This is a genomic window from Streptomyces sp. 7R007 (assembly GCF_054850255.1).
Genome location: NZ_JBTWMV010000052.1, coordinates 25,627 through 49,523 on the forward strand (window position 1 = coordinate 25,627; position 23,897 = coordinate 49,523).

Here is a 23,897-nt window from a genome sequence, read left to right on the forward strand (position 1 = left end):
GACCCGTCCGCGGCTCGTTCGGCTAATCTAGGTAGACCGACCTACCTAATCTGGATGCCCGAATGAGCGACACCGCCGAGAACGCGACCGAGACGACCGAGACGGCCGAGACGACGCCCAAGGGGCGGCGGCGCCCCGCCCGCGAGCGCCTGCTCGCCGCCGCGGCCCGCCGTTTCTACGCCGACGGCGTCGCCGCGACCGGCATCGACACGATCACCGCCGACGCCGGCGTGGCGAAGATGAGCCTCTACAACAACTTCTCCTCCAAGGCCGACCTGGTCCGCGCCTACCTGTACGCCCGGCACGAGGAGTGGCTCGGTCTGTACCGTGCACGGCTGGAGCGGGCCACGGGTCCGCGCGAGGGCGTTCTGGCGGTCTTCGACGCGTACGCCGACCACGCGGCCTTCGCCTACGAGCACGGGTTCCGCGGCTGCGGCCTGCTCAACGCCGCCGCCGAACTGCCGGCCGGCGACGAGGGCCGGGCCGTCGTCCGCGCACACAAGGAAGAGGTCGAGCGCCTGCTCGCCGGACAACTGGAGCGGTTGCTGCCCACCCGCCCCGCCGAAGTCCCCGCGCTCGCCGAGCACTTGTCCTTCCTGCTGGAGGGCGCGATGGCCCGAGCCGGCCTGGAAGGCGACGGCGAACGCCTCCTCCACGCCCGTTCCCTCGCGGCGGCCCTGCTGGACCGCCTGTGACGGGCGCGGGGCGGGGCCGGCGGGCCGGGACGGGGGCGCTGTGCGTGCTGGCGGCCTCGGTGCTGTGGGGGACGACGGGCACGGCCGCCACCTTCGCGCCGGCGGTGGGCCCGCTCGCCATCGGCGCCGTGGCCATGGGCGTCGGCGGACTCCTCCAAGCCCTCGCCGCGACCCGGCAGATCACCCGCAACACCGCCCGGCTGCGCGACCGGCGCGGCACGGTGCTCCTCGGCGCCGCCTCCGTGGCGGTCTACCCCCTGGCGTTCTACACGTCCATGCACCTGGCCGGCGTCGCCACGGGCACCGTCGTCTCGCTCGGCACCGCTCCCCTGGCCTCGACGCTCATCGAACGCGTCCTGGACGGCCACCGGCTCACCCGCCGCTGGATGCTCGCCGCCTCCCTCGGCCTGCTCGGCACGGTCCTGCTGTGCCTGGCCCAGGCCGCGCACGCCTCGGACGACACGGAGCGGGCGTCGACCGCCACCACACTCCTGGGCGTCGGCCTGGGCCTGGTCGCCGCCACGACCTACGCCCTCTACTCCTGGGCCGCGCACCGGCTCATCACCCGCGGCATCCCCTCGCGCGCGGCGATGGGCGCGGTGTTCGGGCTCGGCGGGCTGCTGCTCGTCCCGGTCCTGCTGACGACCGGCGCCCCGCTGGCCGGCTCCTGGTCGAACGCGGCCGTCGGCGCGTACATGGCGCTGGTCCCCATGTTCGCCGGGTACGTCCTGTTCGGCTGGGGTCTCGCCCACGTGCCCGCCAGCACCGCCACCACGCTCTCGCTGCTGGAACCGGCGGTGGCGGCCGTCCTCGCCGTCGCGGTGGTCGGCGAGCGCCTGTCCGCCGTCGGCTGGACCGGCGTCGCACTCATCCTGGTCTGCCTCACCGTCCTCACGGCTCCCGCGTCCGGGCGGCGCCGACCCGTTCGCGTGAACCCCTCGAAGACACTCGCATCCCAAAATCGAACAGGCGTATCATTGCGTCGTGGCAACGACCTATGACTTTCCGAGTGACCTCCTCGCCGGTCAGGAGGAGCTGCATCAGGTCCGGGCCGAGCTGTCGGCCCTGCTCAAACGGCTTCCCTGGTCGGTCGAGCCGCTGGACGGGTTCAGCGACGAGGGCGGTTGGCGCAAGGTGGAACGCCCCGCCTCACCCGGCTGGACACCCGACGAACAGGCCGAGGTCGAGAAGCTCCGCCGACGCGAACACGAACTCGCCGTCTTCGTCACCACCCACCGCTTCTGGACGGACGTCACAGGCGCCGACCGCGTGGACGCCCGCATGAAGCTCAAGCACGCACACGAGGACTGACAACGACGAGGACCCCGGCCACCAATGGCCGGGGTCCTCGTCTCAGGTTCTCTTCCGGTGGGCGCGGACGGTTTCGAACCGCCGACATCCTGCTTGTAAGGCAGGCGCTCTACCACTGAGCTACGCACCCGGGACAGGTCGACAGACTACATTGCCCGGGGCGCTCTCCTGCAAACCCGTATCAGGGGCCGGGCAGGAGGCAGCCGCATTCCTGTGGACCGAGCGGAGGTGCGTCCCGTCTGCAGGATGCATGCTCGGCCGCGTGCCCCGAGTGGTCTTGGGCACGCTGGTCGCCCGCTTTCGCTCCGCTTCCGGCGCACACGGATCGCGTCCGTGGTCCGGGCAAGCGGGGGCGGGGTCCCTCACGCCCGTGAGCGTCCGGTCCGGCCTGGTCGGTCCGATGCCCCTCAGGCGAACTCGGGGGTTATCCCCACCCTTGATCCGGGAGTCCCCCGGATGCCCCTGGAGCGTCGGTGTTCCTACCGTCGACTGTGGGTTCGTGGTCCGGTTCAGGGGGAGATCTTCATGGTCAGTCGCAGTAACGTCGCCCGGGTGGTGCTCGGGGTCGTCGCCGTCGCGCTCGTCGGCGGTACCAGTGCCTGTGGGGCGTCCGCGGGGGACGACAAGGATCCCGATCACCGGGCGTTCGCGTTGCAGGGGCGGACGCTCACCGTCGACTCCGACGACTCCGCGCTGGAGATCGTCGCCGCTGACGGGAACCAGGCCGGGCGGGTGGAGGTGACCCGGTGGTTCCAGGGGACCGTCGCCATCGGGGCCGATCCGAAGGTGAGCTGGTCGATGAAGAACGACCGGCTGAAGCTGCGGATGCGCTGCTCCGGTGTGGTCGCCGACTGCGCGGCCAGGCACCGCATCGAGGTGCCGCGCGGGATCACCGTGAAGGTCGAGGACGGCGACGGGAGTGTGCGGGCGCGGGGGTTCGAGGACGCGCTGAGCATTCGTACGGCCGACGGGTCCGTGCGCGTCACCGACTCCTCCGGCCCGCTGGACGTCCGTACCGGCGACGGAAGCGTGCGTGCCGAGGTGTCCTCGCGGCGGGTGCGCGCCGAGACCGCGGACGGGTCGGTACGGCTGGAACTCGGCGCCGTACCGGATCTCGTGGACTCCCGCAGCCGCGACGGCTCCGTCACCCTCACCCTGCCCCGGGCCGCCTACCGGGTGAGCACCCGCACCGGCGACGGATCGGTCTCCGTGTCCGTGCCCGCGGACCGCGCCAGCGCGCACGTGGTCTCCGCCCGCACCGCCGACGGCGGGATCACTCTGCGCACGGCGAACTGACCGGCCCGTGTGTTCGTCCTCTACGGGTGGGAGAATGAAATCCGGTACCCGCCTGGACGGATGAACAGCACGGGAGAGGGATGTGACGGCGACACGATCGCAGCCGTACTCGCCGTCGGTGCCGCGCGCACCCCGCCAGGCGTTCGCGGACGCTCTCACTCTGGTCGCGCTGCCCGTGCTGGCCGCGCTGGCGCTGCCCGCCGCGTTCGCGGGCGGCGGCACCCGGCGCTGGTTCGGCGGGCGGGCCGAGAGCCAGCGGGCCCAGGCGCAGGCCGCGAAGGACGATGCGGCGGCCGCGTTCTACGAGCTGGACACCGCCCAGCGGGATCTGCGGATCTCGATCGAGACGATCATGGCGGTGGACGACTCGCCCGCCGCCCGGCGTGTCGCCGCCGACTTCGAGGCGCTGGGCCGGCGCGTGGACGAGGCCAGCCGCGCCTACATCGAGGCCGTCGACGCCCATGACCTCGACCGCGACGACCTGGAGGCGTCGGTCGCGGCCCACGCGCGCACGGAGCTGACCCGGGCCAAGGACGAGCTGGCGAACGTCAAGCGGGAACTGGACCGTTTCGGCGAGGGTCTCGGGCCGCTGCTGGGCAAGGCGGAGACGCAGCTGGCGCGGGTGGCGCCGGCCGTGGAGCGGGCCCGGCAGGGGCTGCTGGCCGCGTCGAACGCCCTGGACGCGGTGCGGGGTTCGGGGCTGAAGGCGGACGATCTCGCGGCGCGTCTCGCCGCCCTCTCCCCCGACCTGACCAGGTTGAACCAGGGCGCCGGGCAGCACGGGGTGCCGGAGACGCTGGAGCGGGCCGAGCGGGTGGCGCGGGAGGCCGCGGCGATCAGGGCGGAGGCCGAGCGGCTGCCGGAGCGGGCCGCGGAGATCGACCACCGGCTGGTGTCACTGCGGACGCGCGCGCAGGCGCTGACGACCCGGGCCGGGCAGGTCGAGCCGGTGCTGAGCGAGCTGCGCCGGCGTTTCACGGCCGCCTGCTGGCAGGACCTGCAACAGGTGCCGGAGCACGCCGTCGAGAACGTACGGCAGGCCGAGCTGAAGCTGAAGGAGGCGCAGGCGGCCCGCGACGCGCAGCGCTGGCCGGACGCGACGGCGCTGCTGTCGACGGTGCGGGCGCTGCTGAACACGACCGACGAGTCGGTGTCGGCGGCCCGGGACCGGCTGGAGCGGCTGAACGCCGTGCAGAAGGACCCGCAGCAGGAGATCGACCGGACGCGGTTCGCGATCCGGGACGCGCAGCGTCTGGCGATGGCGGGCCGGACGACGCCCGATCCGCGTCATGCGCGTCCGCTGGACGACTCGGTGGCACGACTGGACCGGGCGATCGCCGGCCTGGAGGGCCGCCACCCCGACTACTGGCACTTCCTCACGGAGACGGAGGCGGTGCGGCAGACGGTGGCGCGAGTGGTCGCGCAGATCCGGGAGGAGCGGGGCGCGACCACGCCCTGAGGGCCGCTAGCTGCGGTAGGCGTAGTACGCCGCGTTCGGGTACGACGCGATCAGGCTGGACAGCGACCGCCGGTAGGTGTCGGTGTCGTGGTACGTCAGATAGGGCACCCCGCTGGAACTGCGGTAGGTGGTCATCATGGAGTGGTCCTTCGAGCCGTCCTTGTCGAAGTCCATCTGCAGCACGTCGCCGATGTCCATCTGGTAGGCGTTGGCCAGCGCGGTCGTCCGCTTGGCCGTCTGGGTGAACCAGGACCACTCGTTGACGCCGATCCAGGTGTCGGAGTCGGAGGACGAACCGGACCACCACGTCCCGTAGTCCTCGCCGGAGGTGGTGACCTGCTTCCAGCCGCCGGCGTAGAGGGACTGGCTGAGGAAGTTGGTGCAGTCGCCGCCGGCGCTGTTGTAGCGGCGGTAGGCGGTGTTGTAGGTCTTCCAGTACTTCTCGGCGTAGGCGGCCATGGCCGTGTAGTCGTACGTCGTCCCGCTGCCGAGGTTCTTGGGGGCGGCCGGGGCGGGGTAGGTGGTGGCCGACTTCGGGGCGTCGATGACGGCGCCGGGCCGTACGGCGGTGGCGGGCGCCGGTTCGTTGACGGGGCGCGGGCCCTTGTCGGTGAGGCGTTCGCGGGTGAGCTGCCAGGTGCCGTCCGGGCCGGCGGTGAAGGTGAGTTCGTGGTGGGCGGTGAAGCCCGTGGTGGGGGGTTCGTCGCCGCGTATCCTCGCGTACGTCAGCGTGGTGTGCTCGGTGACGCGGACGGTGGCCGTGCGGCCGCGCAGCCGGGTGCTGTCGACGGTGACCTGGGTGTCGGCGTCGGTGTAGGCCTCGCCGAGCGCGGCGAGCCGGTCGCGGGTGCCGTGCAGGGCGCTCACGGTGGAGGTCTCGTACTTGGCCTGGGCGGCGGCCAGTTGGATGCCGCCGGTGGCCTTGAGCGCCGTACGGGCGACCGCGGATCCGTCGACGAGGGCGGCCGTGCGGTCGGTGAGCACGGCGTCGGCGATCCGCCCGAAGGCGGCGGTCGGGGCGGGCGCGGTGGCCGCGTGGGCAGCGGGCAGCGGGAGCAGGGCGGCGGCGGACAGGGACAGCGCGGCGACGGCCGTGCAACGGGCTCTGCGCGTGCCGGTGTTGCTGGGTCTCACGGGGTGTTCTCCTTGCGGTGGGGGGTGGTTCACTTCACGACCGTCGACCAGTCGGCAGGCGACTGCGCGGGGTCCAGGCTGCGCAGCCGCTCCAGGGTCTCCGGCTTCTGCACGTCCAGCCAGTCGGCCAGTTCCTTGAAGGACACGCACTTGACGTCCTTCTTGGTGCAGACGTTCTCGATGACCTGGTCGACGGCCTTCATGTAGATGCCGCCGTTCCAGTCCTCGAAGTGGTTGCCGATGAACAGCGGGGCGCGGCTGCCGTAGTAGACCCGGTTGAAGCCGTTCATGTAGGAGGCCACGGTCTGCTGTTCCCATTGCGGGTAGTCGGCGGGGTTGCCGTCGGTCTCGCCGTCGGACTGGTTGTAGAGGAAGTTGAAGTCCATCGACAGGCCCTGGTAGTCGGCGTCGGCGTACGGCAGCAGTTGCAGGGGGAAGTCCCAGACGCCGTTCTTCTTGGCGGGCCAGATCTGGAAGCCGCCGGGCGAGGAGGCGTCGTAGCGCCAGCCGTAGTCCTTGGCGACCTTGAGCAGGTTCTTCTGGCCTTCCAGGCAGGGGGCGCGGCCGCCGACGACCTCCTTCTTGAAGTCGAAGGGCAGGGCGGGGATGTCGGTGAAGCCGGTGTTGGTCTTCCAGTTCTCCACGAGGGAGTAGAACTGGTCGATCTCCTGCTTCCAGTCGTCGGCGCTCCAGTACTTGCCGCTGGTCTTGGTGTCGCAGAAGTGGCCGTTGAAGTGGGTGCCGATCTCGTCGCCGTCTTCGTAGGCCAGTCGCAGCTGCTCCAGGGTGGTGCGGATGTGCTCGTCGGTGGGGTAGTCGATGGCGGCGGAGCCGGGCGGGTTCCGCGGCGGGTGGTAGAGGGTCTTCTTGCTCTTGGGCAGGAGGTAGATGCCGGTGAGGAAGAAGGTCATGTGGGCGTCGTACTTCTTCGCCAGCTCGCGGTAGTGGGAGAAGAGGTGGTCGCTGCCCTCCAGTGCGCCGTCCCAGGAGAAGACGACGAACTGGGGTGGCTTCTCGCCGGGTTTGAGCGGCTCGGCCTTCAACTGCTCGGGCTGGGGGCCGGTGTAGGAGGTGGAGCCGTCGCCGAGGACCTTGGTCCTGCCGTCCCAGGCGGGTTCCCTGCTCGCCTTGGGGGTGGCGCCGGAGCGGCCGGTGGCGGAGGCGGCGGGCGCGGTGTGGTCGGGGCGGGTCAGGACGAGGAAGCCCGCGACGACGGAGGCCACCACCAGTAAGGCGGTCAGGGTCCGGACCTCCGGGCGGGCGGGGCGGCGGTCGGCGCCTGTCTTGCGGCGCCGGCCGGTGGGCGACTTCGTTCGGAGCATGCGGGTGCTCATTCTGCGAGGGGGGTGGGGGGTGTGCGGGGCCCCGGGGTCAGTCGAGGCCCGTGGCGTGCGCCCAGACGGCGTACGGGACGTCGTCGGCGGAGGTGCCGGCGATGCCCTTGAGCGGTAACGGCTCCAGGGACTTGGCCAGGTCCATGCGGTAGACGACGACGGCCGTCGACACGGACGCGGCGGTGCCGACGTACCAGGCGGCGGTGTCGTCGGCCGTGGTGCCGGACTTGCCGGCCGCGGACGGGGCGGAGAGGCCGGGGTGGGCGGTGTCGAGGGCGTCGGTGAGTGCCTGGGAGACCTCCTCGGCGACCCGGGCGCCGACCGCCCGGTGCGCGCTGGGGGTGGCCAGCGCGACCTTGCTGCCGTTGCGGGTGATCCGGCGCACCGAGTACGGCTCGGTGTGTCTGCCGCCGGCGGCGAAGGTGGCGTAGCCGCCGGCCATGCGGATGGCGCTGGGGGTGGAGCTGCCCAGGGAGAGGGCGGGCACCTGGGCGCCCATGCTGGAGGCGAGCAGTCCGCATGCCTCGGCCGTCTCGCGCACCTTGTCCAGGCCGGTGTCCATGCCGAGTTGCATGAACGGCGTGTTCACGGACAGGGCGAGGGCTCTGCCGAGGCTGATGGGGCCGTAGGACCTCCCGCCCTCGTTGTGGGTGACGATCTGCTTGCCGCTGCGGTCGAAGTACAGGCCCTCGGGGGTGGTGACGGCGAGGCCGTCGTCGCCGTCGTAGACGGTCTGGGGGGTGACCTGGGTGGTGGGTCCGCCGCGGGTCTTGGTGACGCCGTGTTCCAGGGCGGCCGCGTAGACGAACGGCAGGAAGGCCGAACCGGCCTGCACGGTGGCCGCGTTGGACTCGTTGTAGCCCTGCGTACGGTGGTCGGGGCCGCCGTAGACGGCGAGGATCCGTCCGTCGGTGGCGACGGAGGCGGCGCCGTAGTGCACGGTGCGCGCGGCCTTCGCGTCGTCCTTCTTCGCCTGCTTGCGGGCTTTCGTGACGGCGTCGGTGAGCGCGGTCTCCTTCTCGCGGTCGAAGGTCGTGTAGACCTGGTAGCCGCCGAGGTCGAACTGCTTGTCGGAGATGTGCGCGGCCTTCTTGGCGTACTGCTGGGCGAGTTCGACCAGGTAGTCGCTCTGCTTGCCGGTGTCGTAGACCCGGGCGGTCTTGAGCGGTTCGGGGAACTTCGTGTACGTGGCGCGCTCGGCCGGCGACAACTTGCCGATCTTGACCATGCGGTCGAGGATCCAGGACCAGCGTTCCACCGCGCGCTGGTGGTTGGCCTTGGAGAGGGTGGGGTCGTACAGTCCGGCGCCCTTCAGCAGGGAGGCGAGGAAGGCGGCCTGACTGACGTTCAGGTGGGTGACGTCCTTGCCGTAGTAGGCCTGGGCGGCGCGCTGGATGCCGTAGGTGCCGCGGCCGAACCAGCTGGTGTTGAGGTATCCCTCGAGGATCTTGTCCTTGCTCATCCGGTTGTCGAGCTTGAGGGCGATCATCGCCTCGGTGAACTTGCGGCTGACGGTCTGGTTCTGCGTCAGGTAGACGTTCTTGACGTACTGCTGGGTGATGGTCGAGCCGCCCTCGGTGTCCCCTTCGCCGACCGTGCGCCACAGCGCGCGGGTCAGGCCCTTGAAGGAGATGCCGGGGTCGGAGTAGAAGCTCTCGTTCTCGGCCGCGAGCACGGCCCACCGCACGTCCTGGGGTATGTCCTTCAGCGGCATCTCCTGCCGCTGCACCCAGCCGGTGCGGGCCATGGGGGTGCCGTCGGACCAGTAGAAGACGTTGTCCTGCTGGGTGGCGTACGCGTTGAGGTTGCGCGGTATGTCGGTGGCGGCGTAGGCGACGACCAGGAAGAGGGCGGACAGGCCGACGGCGCCCAGGAGACCGCCGAGCCACTGGCGCCAGGAGGGCAGCCAGCGGCGCCAGCCGGTGCGGCCGGGGCGGGGGTAGGCGGGACGTAAGCGACGCAGCACCGTACGGGCGTGCGGGAACCACTTCCCCCAGGGAGACCGCTTCGGCGCCGCCCGTCGGCGGCGTGGCCGGCGGTGGTCAGTCGCACGGCCGGTTCGCTTGCCGGTCACCGTCGAAAGTTATCAATGATCTTCGCATCATCTCCACACAGGAACCCCACAAGGACGATCACATTCCGCTCAGTTCAGAACATGGCGGGCGTGGGATTTCGGTCACACTTGACGCGAGCGGGCGGCGGTTAACCTGGTGTCATGCCTCGCTACGAGTACCGCTGCCGGACGTGCGGTGACACGTTCGAACTGAGCCGGCCGATGGTCCAGTCCTCCGATCCCGCGACGTGCCCCGCCGGACACGACGACACGGTGAAGCTGCTGTCGACGGTGGCGGTGGGCACTTCCGCGTCGGCGCCCGCACCCGCGCCCAGGGCGGGCGGCGGGGGCGGGTGCTGCGGCGGAGGATGCTGCGGTTAGCGCCTGCTGCGAAAGCACCGTCGTCCGCCCGAAGGGCGTGCCGGGCGTCGCGGGGCAGGCGGGACGTTCGCAGCACACCTAGCCGCGCGTCGCCTTCAGGAACTCGCGCAGGATCCGCTCGCCCGCCAGCACGCCGCGTTCCGGCAGCGCGGTGATCTCCGGGGCCGTCCAGCCCGCGTCCGCCAGCTCGCCGTGGCCCGGGCGCCAGCCCCGGTCCGCCGCGAGCAGGAGGTCGGCGTCGAGCAGGGAGTCGCCCGCGGCCAGCGTCAGTTCGGCGCCCGTGCGCCGGGCGACCTCCCGCATCGCCGCGCTCTTGGTGAGGGGCTTCGGGACGGCGTAGATCTTGCGGCCCTGGAGGGAGACCGTCCAGCCGCGGTTCTCCGCCCACACCGCGAGGTCCTTGACCCACTCCTCCGGCAGCAGCTCGCGTTCCACGACCAGGTAGGCGAACAGGTCCTCGGCGACCCGGTGCTTGCGCACCCACGCCGGGTCGGCCGTGGCCAGCAGGTGCTCGCGGACCTCGTCCAGCGGGGCGCACTCGTCCGCCAGCCGGGCCGTGACCCGCGCGTGCCAGTCCAGGTCGGAGACGCCGTCCACCATGAGGTGGCCGCCGTTGGCGCAGATCGCGTACGTCGGGACCGGGCCCGGCAGGTTGATGCGCAGGTACTGCTTGCGCGTGCGGGTCGTCGTCGGCACGAACACCGCCGCGTCGCCGAGTTCGCCCAGCAGCCCGGCCGCGGTCTCCGTCATGAACGACAGCGGCCTGCCCTCGTGCACCTCCACGCACAGCAGCCGGGGGGCCCGCGCGTCCGGCATGGTCAGCGCGAGGGCCGCCGGGGAGTAGATCAGCGTACGGTCGAGGTCGCTCGCCACCAGCACCGGCATCAGGCGTTCACCGCCCGGCCGTCGGCGCCGGTCGCCCCGCGCGTGTACTTCGGATGGATCAACCCGACGCAGGTGTACGGCAGTTCGGCGACCTCCTCGACCGGAACCCCTCTCTGCTCGGCCAGCAGCCGTACGTGGTCCAGGTCGGCGCCCGCCCCGGCCCGGGCCAGGATCTTCCAGGGCACCCGGCGCAGCAGCACGCGCGTGGTCTCGCCGACGCCCGGCTTGACGAGGTTGACGTCGTGGATGCCGTACTCCTCGCTGATCCGCTCGACGGCGGCCCAGCCCTCCCAGGTCGGCGTGCGGTCCTCGGACAGCAGCTCCTTGGCCCGGGCGTCCACCGCGTCCGCGACCTCCGGGAAGCGGGCGGCGACGGCGTCGAGGAAGTCCAGTGAGACGTCCGCGCCCGCGAGTTCGCGGTAGAACTTGGCGCCGTGGAAGTCGTGGGGCCCGACGAGGTCCGCGCGCAGGACCGTACGGGAGATCAGGCCGGAGACGGTGGAGTTGAGGCAGGCGGAGGGGATGAGGAAGTCCTCACGGGTGCCGTAGGTGCGCACGCAGGAGCCCGGGTCGGCGAGGACCGCGATCTCCGGGTCGAAGCCGGTGATCCCGTCGGACGCCTCGAACTCGGCCAGGGCGTCGGCCAGTTCGCGGGTGATGGCGCCCTTGCCGGTCCAGCCGTCGACGAACACGACGTCGGCGGGGTCGTGGTGGGCGGCCAGCCAGCGCAGGGCGTTGGCGTCGATGCCGCGGCCGCGGACGATGGAGACGGCGTAGTGCGGCAGGTCGAGGCCGTGCCGGAAGCGGGCCCAGCGGCGCATCAGGACGCCGACCGGGGTGCCGGCGCGGGCGAGGGAGACGAGGACGGGCCGGGGCGACCGCTCGGCGAGCACGACCTCGGTGACCGCGCCGACGGCCTGGGCGAGGCGGGCGGCGGTCGTCTCCAGGGCCGCGTGGAACAGCTCCTGGTACTGCTCGCTCGGCTGGTACTCCACCGGCAGCGACTCCGCGTAGTGCGCGCCGCCGCTCTGGATGGCCTCCTCGCGCTCCTCGGTCGGCGCCTCCAGCGTGACGTCCGAGAGGTCCTGAAGCAGCCAGCCGACCTCGTCGGGCGGGTACGAGGAGAAGGCGGGGCCGCGGAGGGGCTCGGGGAGCATGGGGGGCCTTTCGGGAACGTACGACGGCACGACCGCGAGCAGGACGTGCCGGGTGTGGGCGGCGAGCTGGGCCAACAGGCCGTCGGGGGCGTGCAGTTCGGGGGTGTCGGCGGCGGAGTCGACGACGGCGACGACGGCGTCGAAGCCGGCGCCGGCGATGTTGTAGGCGTAGCGCTCGCCGGGGCCGTCGGCGGGGTCGTCGTGCGCGGGGAAGGTGATGCGGCTGCGTATCGCGTAACCGGGGTCGTCCACGGCGAGGACGGGTGAGCGGGTGGTGGTCGAGTAGCGGACCTCGGCCTCGGTGATCTGCTCCAGCTCGCGGGCGAGGCGGAGGGGGGCGTACATCAGCTCCTCGAAGCCGAGGACGTGCACGCGGCGGGCGCCGGCCGGGAGTGCCTCGGCGAGGCGGGCGGCCATGGCGGGCAGGGCGGTTTCCAGGCGGGTGCGGTGGCCCGGCGTGAAGCCGTGGCGACCACCGTCGGGGAGGCCGGGGGGCCAGTGCAGGTCGACGCGGCTGCACGTCTGCCGGGTGCGGTCGTCTGCCGGGTGCAGGTCGGTGGGGGTTGATCGCGCCCACGCGGCGGTCGCCGCAGAGTCGATACAGCCCCGCGCCCCCAGGGGGGCACGGCTGACGTCGGCCTCAGGGGCAACGCCCTGAAGGGGCGCGGGGAACCGCGCGACAGGCCCCCGCGAGCCCGCAGACGACGATGTATCCCCCGCGGCACCCTCCGCCTCGTACCGCGCCACCAGTTCCCGCCCCTTCTCCAGCACCCCCTCCGGCAGCCGTACCGTCCCCGAGGCAGCCGCCACCAGGTCGACCCTGGCGCCTATCTCCCTCGCGAAGTCCTCCAGGCGGCCCGCGTCCCGCGGCGAGCGCATGTCGACCAGGGCCACCACCACGTACCGGCGCCGCGGGTACCTCGCGTGCAGGTCGCGCACGGTGTTGAGCACCGTGTTGCCCGTGGAGAACTCGTCGTCCACCAGGACCAGGGGGCCGTCCCCCGCCAGGAGCCCCGGGTCCGCCGGCAGCAGCAGATGGGACGTCGCGTGGGAGTGGGACTCCTCGAAGCCGCCCGCCGGGGCGACGCCGGGGACCGGGCGGCGGGTGGAGTGCAGGTAGGGGGCGCAGCCGATGCCGTCCGCGACGGAGTGGCCCAGCCCGGTCGCCGTCTCCGCGTACCCGAGGACCACCGCCCTGCCCGCCTCCTCGGCGCCCAGCAGCTCCCGCACCCGGCGGCCGAGGGCGACCCCGTGGCCGTAGACCACGGACGGCGACTGCGGTACGTGCTTGCCGAGCACGTTGGACACGAGCAGGTGGGCCCGCTTGGGGTTGCGCCGCAGGGCCAGCCCCAGCAGCTCGGTCAGGCTGTCGTCGCCCACGAGTTCGACGCCGAGCCGCTCGGCGACCCAGCTGCCGGACCAGACCCGGTTGTTCACTGCGTTGTTCATGCGTCCCTAGTGGTGAAGTGGGCTCAGCCCGGTATTCCGGCGGCGAGCAGGTCCACGAAGCTGACGTCCTCGTTCGCGACGCCGAAGACCTCGGCCCGCAGCATGGTGCGCTCGGCCCAGGCGCGGTGCGGCTTCACCTCGTTCATCTTGTTCGTGTACGCCGACCTCAGCACACCCCCGCCGCCCCGCTCGGGCCGCAGGATGTCCGCGGCGTCGCTGAACTCCTCGTGGCTGACCACGGACAGCGCGTGCACGGGCAGGACGTGGGTGGGATGGATGCAGGTCTTGCCCAGCAGACCGTTGGCGTGGTCCAGGGTGATCTCCCGCAGCAGCCCGTCCATGGCGTGCTCGATCAGTCTCTCGCGGAGTTCGACCGCCTGCCCCTCCAGGAAGGGGCTGGTGCGCAGCAGCGGCTTGAACATGCGCTCCGGCACCCGGAAGTACTCCCACACCGGCCCGGTGACGGTGAACCCGGTGCCGTCCGCGCGGCCGAGCATGTTGACCACGTCGGCGATCACGGAGGCGACGATCTGGACGTCGTACGCCGTCATGTCGGGGGCCCGGCGCAGCCCGTAGGAGGAGCAGAAGTCGGTCACGCCCAGGCGCAGCGCGAGCACCCGCTCGCGGTACTTGTCGACGGCGCGGAAGATGCCCTCCAGGGTCTCCACGCGCGACTCCCGGTAGAGCAGCTCGGGCGACTCCAGGACCGGCATGGCGAACAGCCGCCGGCCGGCGGTGGCCTCGGCGCAGGCCAGGGCCTCCAGGAAGGGGATGCCGCGCTCCTCGGTGAACTTCGGGAAGACGAACCCGCTCAGCAGCCGGACCGTGGCGCCGAGGCGGCCGACCAGGTCGGGGATCTGCTCGGGCGTGCGGACCCGGATGAACAGCAGGGGCAGGCCCTCGCTCTCCCGGGCCGCCAGCTCGGCGAACTGGCGGACCAGGTTCTCCTCGCCCGCCACCACGTCCGCGTCGTTGATCGAGTCCTCCAGGCACAGCACCATCGAGACCACGCCGGCCCGCGCCTGTTTGACGACGTCGTCGGCGAGCCGCGGCCGGGTGGCCGGGCTGTAGAGCGTGGCGCCCAGGGCCGCGGACAGCAGCCGGGCCGGGGAGTCCGCGCCGAACTCGCACGGCTCCTGGTGGAAGAGGCGCTGCCGCACCTCAGGGGCGATGTGCCCGAAATGACGCATGGAACTCCCCCGTGGCGCAAGGTAAGCCTGTGGAATACGAGAAACAGGTGGCCGGTAATAGTACGTACCGGCTCATGTCAGGGGTTCCCGCCGGGCATGAATTTCCGGTAACGCCCGCCGGCACAACCGTGTTGAGCTGTGGCCCCCCGCGTTGTCGTGACCAGGACCGAGAGGGCAGGATGACCGCATGACGCACGCCATGCTGAAGGGGTCGAACGTCCCGCTCGAAGCCTCCACGGTACGCGCCGTGCTGCGCTGGACGCCCGGGCAGGGGGTGCCGGACGTCGACGCCTCCGCGCTGCTCCTCGGCCCCGACGGCCGCGTGCGCTCCGACGAGGACTTCGTCTTCTACAACCAGCCCCGGCATCCGTCCGGGAAGATCTGGTGGCTCGGCAAGAAGCGTGTCGCCGAGGGCCCCACCGACACGATCCAGACAGATCTGGCCGGAGTCGAGAGTGACGTCAGCCGGATTCTGCTGGTCGCATCGGCGGAGGACGTTCCCTTCGACCGCGTACCCGGACTGCGCATCCTGCTGTACGACGCCCGGGTCGCCGACGGCGAGGCGCTGGTGTCGTTCGACATCAAGCCGGAGACGGGCGAGGAGACGGCGCTGATCTGCGGCGAGCTCTACCGCCGCGGCGAGGGCTGGAAGTTCCGCGCGCTGGGCGAGGGCTACACCAACGGGCTCAAGGGCCTGGCCACCGACTTCGGCATCTCGGTCGACGAGTCGGAGGAGCCGCCCCCGGCCCCGCAGGCCCAGCCGCTGCCCCCGGAGCAGCCCACGGCGGTCCCGCCGCAGCCGTCGTACGGCTACCCCCAGCAGCCGGCGACCACCCAGCCGGCGTACGGCTACCCGCACACCTCCCAGCAGGGGGGCTACGGCTACCCGTCCCCGATCCCGGCGACGGCGGCCCCGGACCCGGACTTCCGCCTGCCGCCGCAGGGCCCGCAGTTCATCGGACGGTAAGGGGAACGCCCCGAGGGGCCCGGGGAACCGCGCGACCGGCCACGACGGGCCCGCAGCCGCCCTCCGGGCCCGCGCCTCCGAGCTCCTGGGCGCCTACCGCTCCACCTTCGTCTTGTAACCCCGCCCCCACTGCAGTCCCCACCCGTACAGCCGGTCCAGCTCCGCCTGGAACCCGTACACGAACTTCACCTCGCGCCGTACGACGATCTCCCCCTTCACGTTCTCGATCATCACCACGGCGCACGAGCGGGCCTGCGGGTGCCGCTCGTCCAGACCTATCTCGATCCGCGGCCCGTTGCTGGGGTACAGCGTCACGATCGCGTGCGTACGGTCGAACGCCGGTGTCTGGTCGTAGATGTACACGAAGACCAGCAGCCGCTTGATGTCGTCCCGGTGGTCGAGGTTGACGTACATCGTCTCGCCGGACGCCGACCCGAACCGGTCGTCGCCGCTGAGCTTGACGTACGGCGCCGCGTTGACGTCGCCGAAGTAGCCGCCGAGCGGCTGGACGACCCCCTTCGTGCCGTCCTTCAGCTCGTACAGGCACCCGAGGTCGAGGTCGACGTTGACCATGCTCTGGCTGTGGCCCATGACCTCCGGTGGCCGCAGCGCCTTGAAGGGGTGCCGCAGCAGGGACTCGCGCTGTGAGCCCCCGATGTCGGACGTCCGCATCCGCCAGTTGAGGTTGACGCGCAGGTGCCCGGTGGCCGCGCCCTGCTTGGTGAGCGATACCTGGTGGTGCCGTTTGGTCAGCTCGATGGAGTTCGTGGCCGCGCTGCCCGAGTCGAAGTCGGCCGCGCGCCCGCCCAGGAGTCCGTCCAGGAAGCCCATTCCCGCCCCTACGTTCACTTGTGGAAAACCCGGCCACTTGTGGAAAACCGGCGGGGCGGCCGGAGGCCCGGCCGCCCCGCTCAGAGCGTTCCTCACCCGGAGGGCCGTCACACCCCGGACGAGACCTCAGTCTTCTCGTCCGAGCCCGCCGCTTTTCCCTCCGCGGCGGCGAGCCGCTGGTTGCGGCGCACGGAGGACCAGAAGGACCAGGCGATCAGGACGACGCCGACGAGACCGGTGATGACCTCGTTGATCTCGTACTGGATGGTGACCATGAGGATCACGGCCAGGGCGCCGATGGCGTAGTGGGCGCCGTGTTCGAGGTAGACGTAGTCGTCCAGCGTGCCCTGGCGCACCAGGTAGACGGTCAGCGACCGGACGTACATGGCGCCGATGCCCAGGCCGAGCGCCATGAGCACGATGTCGTTGGTGATGGCGAAGGCGCCGATCACGCCGTCGAAGGAGAAGGAGGCGTCCAGCACTTCCAGGTAGAGGAACATGAAGAAGGCGGCCTGGCCGGCCAGGACGACGGCCGGTTTCTTCTTGCCGGTGCGCTCGGCCTCTTCCTCCTCCTCGTGCTCGCGCTCCTCCTCGGCTTCGAGGCGGTCCTCGAAGAAGCCGGACAGGCCGCCGACGACCATGTACGTGATCAGACCGGCGATGCCGGAGATCAGGACGGTCTGCGCCTTGTCGACGTGGGCGCCGCCGTGCTGGTGGGCGTGGGTGGCGAAGGTGAAGGAGGTGATCAGCAGGACGATCAGGGAGATGCAGACCGACAGCATGTCGACCTTGCCGAGCTTGGCCAGCGGGCGCTCGATCCAGCGCAGCCACTGGATGTCCCGGTCCTCGAAGATGAAGTCGAGGAAGATCATCAGCAGGAACATGCCACCGAACGCGGCGATCGCCGGGTGGGCGTCGGTGACCAGCTGCTGGTAGCGGTCCTTGTTGTTGAGGGCGAGGTCCACGGCCTCGATGGGGCCCATCTTGGCGCTGATCGCGACGATCACGACCGGGAAGACCAGTCGCATGCCGAACACGGCGATGAGCACGCCGACCGTGAGGAAGATCTTCTGCCAGAAGGCACTCATCTTCTTCAGGATTCCGGCGTTGACGACCGCGTTGTCGAACGACAGGGAGATCTCCAGGACGGAGAGGATCGCCACGATGCCGAAGGCCTCCCACCCCCCGTAGAAGACCGCCGCGACCAGCCCGACCGCGGTAATCGCGAACGACCAGCCGAACGTTTTCAGAAGCACTGGCTACCCAATCCTGTGTGTACGGGTCTCCCCCGCGCCGCACCTGGCTTTACTCATGTTTGACCCACGAAGTCTACGGGGAGCCGGCGCCTCCCTGCACGACCGGTCCACACCGACCGAAGAAGCGCAGGTCACTCAGGAGACGTTGACCCCGAAGTCCAGGGCGATGCCCCGCAGACCCGACGCGTACCCCTGTCCGACCGCGCGGAACTTCCACTCGCCCTGGTAGCGGTAGACCTCGCCGAAGATCATGGCGGTCTCGGTGGAGGCGTCCTCGCTCAGGTCGTAGCGGGCGAGTTCCTGGCCGTCGGCCTGGTTGACGACGCGGATGAAGGCGTTGGAGACCTGGCCGAAGGTCTGGCCGCGCTCGTCGGCCATGTGGATCGAGACCGGAAAGACGATCTTGTCGCACTGGGGCGGCACCTTGGCGAGGTCGACCAGGATCGACTCGTCGTCGCCCTCGCCCTCACCGGTGAGGTTGTCGCCGGTGTGCTCCACCGAGCCGTCCGGGCTCTTGAGCTGGTTGTAGAAGACGAACCACTCGTCCCCCAGCACCCGCCCGCCGTTGCACAGCAGCGCGCTGGCATCGAGGTCGAACGGGGCTCCGGTGGTGGAGCGCGCGTCCCAGCCGAGCCCGATCATCACCTGGGTGAGATTCGGCGCGGCCTTGGACAGGGAGACGTTGCCCCCCTTGGCGAGCGTGACGCCCATGATGCTGGTCCCTCCCCGAGAAGTGCTTCCTTCGTTGTCCTGCGCGTCCGGCGCCGCACCCAAACGGACACGACGCCGGACAAGTGAGACCCAGGGCCTGTCTCGCCGTGTCTCAGACGTTCACGCCGAAGTCCTGGGCGATGCCGCGCAGGCCCGAGGCGTAGCCCTGGCCGATGGCGCGGAACTTCCACTCCGCGCCGTGGCGGTAGAGCTCGCCGAAGACCATGGCGGTCTCGGTGGAGGCGTCCTCGCTCAGGTCGTAGCGCGCGATCTCCGCCTGGTTGGCCTGGTTCACCACGCGGATGAAGGCGTTGCGCACCTGGCCGAAGGACTGCTGGCGGTTCTCGGCGTCGTAGATCGAGACCGGGAAGACGATCTTCTCGATGTCGGCCGGGACGCCGGCGAGGTTGACCTTGATCTGCTCGTCGTCGCCCTCGCCCTCACCGGTGAGGTTGTCACCGGTGTGCTCGACGGAGCCGTCCGGGCTCTTGAGGTTGTTGAAGAAGACGAAGTGCTGGTCGCTGGCGACCTTGCCGGAGTTGTTCAGCAGCAGCGCGCTGGCATCGAGGTCGAAGTCGGTGCCGGTCGTGGTGCGCACGTCCCACCCCAGACCGACGATGACCGCGGTCAGGCCCGGGGCCTCCTTGGTCAGCGATACGTTGCCGCCCTTGCTGAGGCTGACTCCCACGAGTCCTCCATTGGTGTCCAGGGGCGGGGAGCCCCGCCATGCGTTCTGACATCGGATCAACGACTCGATCCTAGTGACGGGTTCCCGCCCCCCGCAGGCCCTGGGACCCGACAATCACAGGGTGTCGAGGGCCTTCACGTACTCGTTCAGGTCACGGGCGTCGGGCAGCGCGTTGACGACGGTCCAGCGCACCACGCCCTCCTTGTCGATGACGAAGGTGCCGCGCACCGCGCAGCCCTTGTCCTCGGCGAAGACGCCGTAGGCGCGGGAGACCTCGCCGTGCGGCCAGAAGTCGCTGAGCAGCGGGTACTCCAGGCCCTCCTGCTCGGCGAAGACGCGCAGGGTGTGGATGGAGTCGTTGGAGACGGCGAGCACCTGGGTGTCGCGGTCGGAGAACTTCGGCAGGTTGTCGCGCAGCTCGCACAGTTCGCCGGTGCACACGCCGGTGAAGGCGAAGGGGTAGAAGAGCAGGACCACGTTCTTGTCGCCGCGGAAGTCGGAGAGCTTCACGGCGCGGCCGTGGTTGTCCTTGAGCTCGAAGTCGGGGGCCTTGTCGCCGACCTGGATCGCCATCGGGATTCCGTCCCTTTCGGTGGGCTGTTCGGGTGGCCTCCACCCTACGCAGCGATCACCGCGGGCCGGCGGACGGGCCGAGTACGACGCTCGGCCCGCCCGGCGTGGCTACTTCTTGGTCTTGGCCGCCTTCGGCGTCACCAGCCGGCTGCCGCTCCAGTCCTTGCCCACGCTGACGCTCTTGGAGGCGGACAGCCCCGCCGTCGTCGCGGCTTCGGAGATGTCGCTGGGCTCCACGTAGCCGTCACGGCCGGTCTTCGGCGTCAGCAGCAGGATGGAACCGCCCTCTTCGATGTACGTGGTGGCGTCCACCAGCGCATCCGTGAGGTCGCCGTCCTCGTCGCGGAACCACAGCACAACGGCGTCGGCGACGTCGTCGTATTCCTCGTCCACGAGGTCGCTGCCGATGACTTCCTCAATGGCCTCGCGGAGTTCCTGGTCTACGTCGTCGTCGTAGCCGATCTCCTGGACCACCTGCTCGGGCTGGAACCCCAGCCTGACGGCAGGGTTCGTCCGCTCCTCCGCGTGGTCCGCGGTCGCGCTCACGGGTTGCCTCCTGATCATGAAATGGAAAGTGTTCAAGCCACGCGCGTGCGCGAAGCATTGGCCGTAGTCCACACGGGCGGGGCGGATCGCGCAAGTACCCGGCCGTCCAGACCGCCGAAACGGTGACGATCCTGGCCGTGTCACCGCAACTTAAGGCACGCCGTGCACGTCGCAAGTGACCTACACCACACCTTTCTGCCCCTTATGCACGGTTGAGAACCCTGAGAGGCTCGTGTGGAGCCCGATTACCAATCAGTAGAGATGACGTTTGCCTCCCCGAGGTAGACCATGGGGAGCGGTGCAGGCGTACCGAAAAAGCCCCCTCCGACAGGTAAGGACCAGCGTGGCTTCCGGATCCGATCGCAACCCGATCATCATTGGCGGCCTTCCGAGTCAGGTTCCTGACTTCGACCCCGAGGAAACGCAGGAGTGGCTCGACTCCCTCGACGCCGCCGTGGACGAGCGCGGCCGGGAGCGGGCCCGGTACCTGATGCTCCGGCTGATCGAGCGGGCCCGCGAGAAGCGCGTGGCCGTGCCCGAGATGCGCAGCACGGACTACGTGAACACCATCGCGACCAAGGACGAGCCGTTCTTCCCGGGCAACGAGGAGATCGAGCGCAAGGTCCTCAACGCCACCCGCTGGAACGCGGCGGTGATGGTCTCCCGTGCCCAGCGCCCCGGCATCGGCGTCGGCGGTCACATCGCCACGTTCGCCTCCTCCGCCTCCCTCTACGACGTGGGCTTCAACCACTTCTTCCGGGGCAAGGACGAGGGCGACGGCGGCGACCAGGTCTTCTTCCAGGGGCACGCCTCACCCGGTATCTACGCGCGCGCGTTCCTGCTCGACCGGCTCAGCGCCGAGCAGCTCGACGGCTTCCGCCAGGAGAAGTCGAAGTACCCCAACGGCCTGTCGAGCTACCCGCACCCGCGCTCGATGCCGGACTTCTGGGAGTTCCCGACGGTCTCCATGGGCCTCGGCCCGATCGGCGCGATCTACCAGGCGCGGATGAACCGCTACATGCACGCGCGCGGGATCGCCGACACGTCGAAGTCGCACGTGTGGGCGTTCCTCGGCGACGGCGAGATGGACGAGCCGGAGTCGCTCGGCCAGCTGTCCATCGCCGCCCGCGAGGGCCTGGACAACCTGACCTTCGTCGTCAACTGCAACCTGCAGCGCCTGGACGGACCCGTCCGCGGCAACGGCAAGATCATCCAGGAGCTGGAGTCGGTCTTCCGCGGCGCCGGCTGGAACGTGATCAAGCTGATCTGGGACCGCTCCTGGGACCCGCTGCTCGCCCAGGACCGCGACGGCGTCCTCGTCAACAAGATGAACACGACGCCGGACGGCCAGTTCCAGACGTACGCCACCGAGTCCGGTGCCTACATCCGCGAGCACTTCTTCGGTGACGACCAGCGGCTGCGCGCGATGGTCGAGGGCATGACCGACGACCAGATCCTGCACCTGGGCCGCGGCGGTCACGACCACCGGAAGATCTTCGCGGCGTTCTCGGCGGCCAAGGCGCACAAGGGCCAGCCGACGGTGATCCTGGCCAAGACGATCAAGGGCTGGACGCTCGGCCCGAACTTCGAGGGCCGCAACGCCACGCACCAGATGAAGAAGCTGACGGTCGACGACCTCAAGCGTTTCCGGGACCGCCTGCACCTGCCGATCTCCGACAAGGAGCTGGAGAGCGGCGCGCCGCCGTACTACCACCCGGGCCGCGGCTCGGAGGAGATCCAGTACATGCACGACATGCGCAAGCAGTGCGGCGGGTACGTCCCGACGCGCGTCGTGCGCTCCAAGCCGCTCGCGCTGCCGGACGACAAGGCGTACGCGACCGTGAAGAAGGGCTCGGGTCAGCAGTCCATCGCGACGACCATGGCCTTCGTCCGGCTGCTGAAGGACCTCATGCGGGACAAGGAGTTCGGCAAGCGGTTCGTGCTGATCGCGCCGGACGAGTACCGCACGTTCGGCATGGACTCGTTCTTCCCGAGCGCGAAGATCTACAACCCGCTCGGCCAGCAGTACGAGGCGGTCGACCGCGACCTGCTCCTGGCGTACAAGGAGTCGCCGACCGGGCAGATGCTGCACGACGGCATCTCGGAGGCGGGCTGTACGGCGTCGCTGATCGCGGCGGGTTCGGCGTACGCCACGCACGGCGAGCCGCTGATCCCGGTGTACGTCTTCTACTCGATGTTCGGTTTCCAGCGCACCGGTGACCAGTTCTGGCAGATGGCCGACCAGCTCGCGCGCGGTTTCGTGCTGGGCGCGACCGCGGGGCGTACGACGCTGACCGGTGAGGGCCTGCAGCACGCCGACGGCCACTCGCAGCTGCTCGCCTCGACCAACCCGGCGTGCGTCGCCTACGACCCGGCGTACTCGTACGAGATCGCGCACATCGTGCAGGACGGTCTGCGGCGGATGTACGGCGGGGACGCCGAGCATCCGCACGGCGAGGACGTCTTCTACTACCTCACCGTCTACAACGAGCCCATCCAGCACCCGGCCGAGCCGGCGAACGTGGACGTCGAGGGCATCCTCAAGGGCATCCACCGGCTCTCCGAGGGCACCTCGGGGTCGATTCCGGCGCAGATCATGGCGTCCGGGGTGGCCGTGCCGTGGGCGGTGGAGGCGCAGCGCATCCTCGCGGAGGACTGGAACGTACGGGCCGACGTGTGGTCGGCGACCTCCTGGAACGAGCTGCGGCGGGAGGCCGTGGCGTGCGAGGAGCACAACCTGCTGCACCCGGAGGAGGAGCAGCGGGTGCCGTACGTGACGCGGAAGCTGAGCGGGGCGGAGGGGCCGTTCGTGGCGGTGTCCGACTGGATGCGGTCGGTGCCGGACCAGATCGCCCGGTGGGTGCCGGGGACGTACCAGTCGCTGGGCGCGGACGGCTTCGGGTTCGCCGACACCCGGGGGGCGGCGCGCCGCTTCTTCCACATCGACGCGCAGTCGATCGTGGTGGCGGTGCTGACGGAGCTGGCGAAGGAGGGGAAGGTCGACCGGTCGGTGCTGAAGCAGGCGATCGACCGGTACCAGGTGCTGGACGTCTCGGCGGCGGATCCGGGGGCGGCGGGCGGCGACGCGTAGCCGCTGCGCCGGGCTTCGGCCGACGAGGTTCGTGGTCGCGGGCCGGTGGGGCTTGTCACGCAGTTTGTGCGCCCCACCGGCCTTCACCTTTTCTTTACGATGCGGGCATGGAGGAACGAACCGCGCAGGGGCGTTGGGAGCAGGCGACTCAGCGGCCTCTGCTGGCGCTGGCGGTGGTGTTCGCCGTCGCTTATGCCGTGCCGATCGTGGACAACTCGGCGGGGCACGCGCTCACCGAGATGTGCACGGTGGTCGAGTGGGTGGTGTGGGGGGCGTTCGCGGCGGACTACGTGGCGCGGCTGGGGCTCGCCTCCGAGCGGCGGGAGTTCGTGCGGCGGCACTGGCTGGACCTGATCGCGGTGGTGCTGCCGATCCTCCAGCCACTGCGGCTGCTGCGCATGGTCTCGACGTTGCTGCTGGTGGGGCGGCGGGCGCGGATGGCCAACCAGATCCGGCTGACGACGTATGTCGTGGGGGCCGTGGTCGGGTTGCTGATGTTCGGGTCGCTGGCCGTGCTGTCGGTCGAACGGGACTCGCCGGACGGGAACATCCGCACGCTGGGTGACGCGCTGTGGTGGTCGTTCACGACGATGACGACCGTGGGATACGGGGACCACGCGCCGACGACCGGCCTGGGCCGGGTGATCGCGGTCGGCCTGATGCTCTCCGGAATCGCCCTGCTGGGTGTCGTCACCGCGAACATCGCGGCCTGGTTCATCGCCCGCTTCGAGAAGGACGACGTGGAGGAACGCCGCCAGACAGAAGCGATCGAGGCCCTGACGGAGGAGGTAAGGGCCCTCAGAGCAGAGGTCGCGGCCCTACGGGAACTGTCGGGAAGGCCATGACCGGCACCGCGGCCGCACCAGGGCGACCGGGGCCGGGACCGGGCG

The 23,897-nt window shown here is 70.5% G+C and carries 21 protein-coding genes and 1 tRNA gene; 9 read left to right on the forward strand and 13 right to left on the reverse strand.

The window, feature by feature from the left end; all coding sequences use genetic code 11:
* Positions 1–62 precede the first annotated feature (62 nt).
* From ACYF6T_RS37675 to ACYF6T_RS37685, 3 genes are read left to right on the forward strand one after another with little or no spacing between them, the layout of a single operon-like run.
* Positions 63–695 (forward strand): TetR/AcrR family transcriptional regulator, encoded by a 633-nt coding sequence (locus ACYF6T_RS37675; protein ID WP_461702303.1) that lies wholly within the window; start codon positions 63–65, stop codon positions 693–695.
* The gene (locus tag ACYF6T_RS37680; protein ID WP_461702305.1) at positions 692–1,696 is read left to right on the forward strand and encodes a DMT family transporter; all 1,005 of its coding nucleotides are present in this window, start codon (positions 692–694) and stop codon (positions 1,694–1,696) included. The genes ACYF6T_RS37675 and ACYF6T_RS37680 overlap by 4 nt, the downstream gene beginning before the upstream one ends.
* On the forward strand, positions 1,680–2,006 hold the full coding sequence (locus ACYF6T_RS37685) for a hypothetical protein (RefSeq protein WP_461702307.1): 327 nt from the start codon (positions 1,680–1,682) through the stop codon (positions 2,004–2,006). Before ACYF6T_RS37680 ends, ACYF6T_RS37685 begins: the two co-directional genes overlap by 17 nt.
* A 58-nt stretch (positions 2,007–2,064) precedes the next feature.
* Here ACYF6T_RS37685 and ACYF6T_RS37690 read toward each other — a convergent pair.
* A tRNA-Val gene (locus tag ACYF6T_RS37690) sits at positions 2,065–2,136 on the reverse strand.
* Between the two features lie 395 nt (positions 2,137–2,531).
* On the opposite strand from ACYF6T_RS37690, the gene ACYF6T_RS37695 reads away from it, so the two are divergent.
* Both ACYF6T_RS37695 and ACYF6T_RS37700 read left to right on the forward strand, forming a co-directional pair.
* Entirely contained in the window at positions 2,532–3,302 is a 771-nt protein-coding gene (locus tag ACYF6T_RS37695; protein ID WP_461702308.1) for a DUF4097 family beta strand repeat-containing protein, read from the forward strand.
* Positions 3,303–3,384: 82 nt separating this feature from the next.
* A complete protein-coding gene (locus ACYF6T_RS37700) occupies positions 3,385–4,761 on the forward strand; it encodes a hypothetical protein (RefSeq protein WP_461702310.1) in 1,377 nt (458 codons plus the stop codon).
* Positions 4,762–4,767: 6 nt separating this feature from the next.
* Here ACYF6T_RS37700 and ACYF6T_RS37705 read toward each other — a convergent pair whose 3' ends face one another.
* From ACYF6T_RS37705 to ACYF6T_RS37715, 3 genes are read right to left on the reverse strand one after another with little or no spacing between them, the layout of a single operon-like run.
* Positions 4,768–5,895, reverse strand: coding sequence for an amidase domain-containing protein (locus tag ACYF6T_RS37705; RefSeq protein WP_461702312.1), 1,128 nt, complete (start codon positions 5,893–5,895; stop codon positions 4,768–4,770).
* A 29-nt stretch (positions 5,896–5,924) separates the two neighbouring features.
* The gene (locus tag ACYF6T_RS37710; RefSeq protein ID WP_461702314.1) at positions 5,925–7,217 is read right to left on the reverse strand and encodes a polysaccharide deacetylase family protein; all 1,293 of its coding nucleotides are present in this window, start codon (positions 7,215–7,217) and stop codon (positions 5,925–5,927) included.
* 49 nt (positions 7,218–7,266) lie between these two features.
* Positions 7,267–9,303, reverse strand: a complete 2,037-nt coding sequence (locus ACYF6T_RS37715) for a transglycosylase domain-containing protein (RefSeq protein WP_461702315.1) — start codon at positions 9,301–9,303, stop codon at positions 7,267–7,269.
* Positions 9,304–9,444: 141 nt separating this feature from the next.
* Here ACYF6T_RS37715 and ACYF6T_RS37720 point away from each other — a divergent pair, with 141 nt between their 5' ends.
* Positions 9,445–9,663 (forward strand): FmdB family zinc ribbon protein, encoded by a 219-nt coding sequence (locus tag ACYF6T_RS37720; RefSeq protein ID WP_461702317.1) that lies wholly within the window; start codon positions 9,445–9,447, stop codon positions 9,661–9,663.
* Between the two features lie 78 nt (positions 9,664–9,741).
* On the opposite strand, the gene ACYF6T_RS37725 is transcribed toward ACYF6T_RS37720, so the two are convergent.
* From ACYF6T_RS37725 to ACYF6T_RS37735, 3 genes are read right to left on the reverse strand one after another with little or no spacing between them, the layout of a single operon-like run.
* Positions 9,742–10,548: an HAD family hydrolase gene (locus ACYF6T_RS37725; RefSeq protein WP_461702319.1), complete on the reverse strand. Its 807-nt coding sequence runs from the start codon at positions 10,546–10,548 to the stop codon at positions 9,742–9,744.
* Complete coding sequence (locus ACYF6T_RS37730) at positions 10,548–13,154, reverse strand: phosphoribosyltransferase (RefSeq protein WP_461702321.1); 2,607 nt, start codon at positions 13,152–13,154, stop codon at positions 10,548–10,550. Before ACYF6T_RS37730 ends, ACYF6T_RS37725 begins: the two co-directional genes overlap by 1 nt.
* 23 nt (positions 13,155–13,177) lie before the next feature.
* On the reverse strand, positions 13,178–14,344 hold the full coding sequence (locus ACYF6T_RS37735; protein WP_461702323.1) for an HpcH/HpaI aldolase/citrate lyase family protein: 1,167 nt from the start codon (positions 14,342–14,344) through the stop codon (positions 13,178–13,180).
* Between the two features lie 187 nt (positions 14,345–14,531).
* Between ACYF6T_RS37735 and ACYF6T_RS37740 the strand changes: the two genes are divergently transcribed.
* Complete coding sequence (locus tag ACYF6T_RS37740) at positions 14,532–15,311, forward strand: TerD family protein (RefSeq protein ID WP_461702325.1); 780 nt, start codon at positions 14,532–14,534, stop codon at positions 15,309–15,311.
* A gap of 93 nt (positions 15,312–15,404) precedes the next feature.
* Here the strand turns inward: ACYF6T_RS37740 and ACYF6T_RS37745 are convergent, their stop codons facing one another.
* The 6 genes from ACYF6T_RS37745 to ACYF6T_RS37770 all read right to left on the reverse strand — a co-directional run bounded on the left by ACYF6T_RS37745 (position 15,405) and on the right by ACYF6T_RS37770 (position 19,916).
* Positions 15,405–16,142, reverse strand: a complete 738-nt coding sequence (locus ACYF6T_RS37745) for a TerD family protein (protein WP_461702327.1) — start codon at positions 16,140–16,142, stop codon at positions 15,405–15,407.
* 107 nt (positions 16,143–16,249) lie between these two features.
* On the reverse strand, positions 16,250–17,398 hold the full coding sequence (locus ACYF6T_RS37750; protein WP_461702328.1) for a DUF475 domain-containing protein: 1,149 nt from the start codon (positions 17,396–17,398) through the stop codon (positions 16,250–16,252).
* Between the two features lie 135 nt (positions 17,399–17,533).
* Positions 17,534–18,109: a TerD family protein gene (locus ACYF6T_RS37755; RefSeq protein ID WP_461702329.1), complete on the reverse strand. Its 576-nt coding sequence runs from the start codon at positions 18,107–18,109 to the stop codon at positions 17,534–17,536.
* Positions 18,110–18,221: 112 nt separating this feature from the next.
* On the reverse strand, positions 18,222–18,797 hold the full coding sequence (locus tag ACYF6T_RS37760) for a calcium homeostasis/redox stress adaptation protein (RefSeq protein ID WP_461702330.1): 576 nt from the start codon (positions 18,795–18,797) through the stop codon (positions 18,222–18,224).
* Between the two features lie 114 nt (positions 18,798–18,911).
* Complete coding sequence (locus ACYF6T_RS37765) at positions 18,912–19,370, reverse strand: peroxiredoxin (protein WP_461702332.1); 459 nt, start codon at positions 19,368–19,370, stop codon at positions 18,912–18,914.
* Positions 19,371–19,478: 108 nt separating this feature from the next.
* On the reverse strand, positions 19,479–19,916 hold the full coding sequence (locus ACYF6T_RS37770; protein ID WP_461702333.1) for a DUF3052 domain-containing protein: 438 nt from the start codon (positions 19,914–19,916) through the stop codon (positions 19,479–19,481).
* Positions 19,917–20,259: 343 nt separating this feature from the next.
* Between ACYF6T_RS37770 and aceE the strand changes: the two genes are divergently transcribed.
* Together aceE and ACYF6T_RS37780 are read left to right on the forward strand one after the other, a co-directional pair.
* Entirely contained in the window at positions 20,260–23,007 is a 2,748-nt protein-coding gene (aceE, locus tag ACYF6T_RS37775; protein WP_461702334.1) for a pyruvate dehydrogenase (acetyl-transferring), homodimeric type, read from the forward strand.
* 107 nt (positions 23,008–23,114) lie between these two features.
* Complete coding sequence (locus ACYF6T_RS37780; RefSeq protein ID WP_461702335.1) at positions 23,115–23,852, forward strand: potassium channel family protein; 738 nt, start codon at positions 23,115–23,117, stop codon at positions 23,850–23,852.
* The last annotated feature ends 45 nt before the right edge of the window (positions 23,853–23,897 follow it).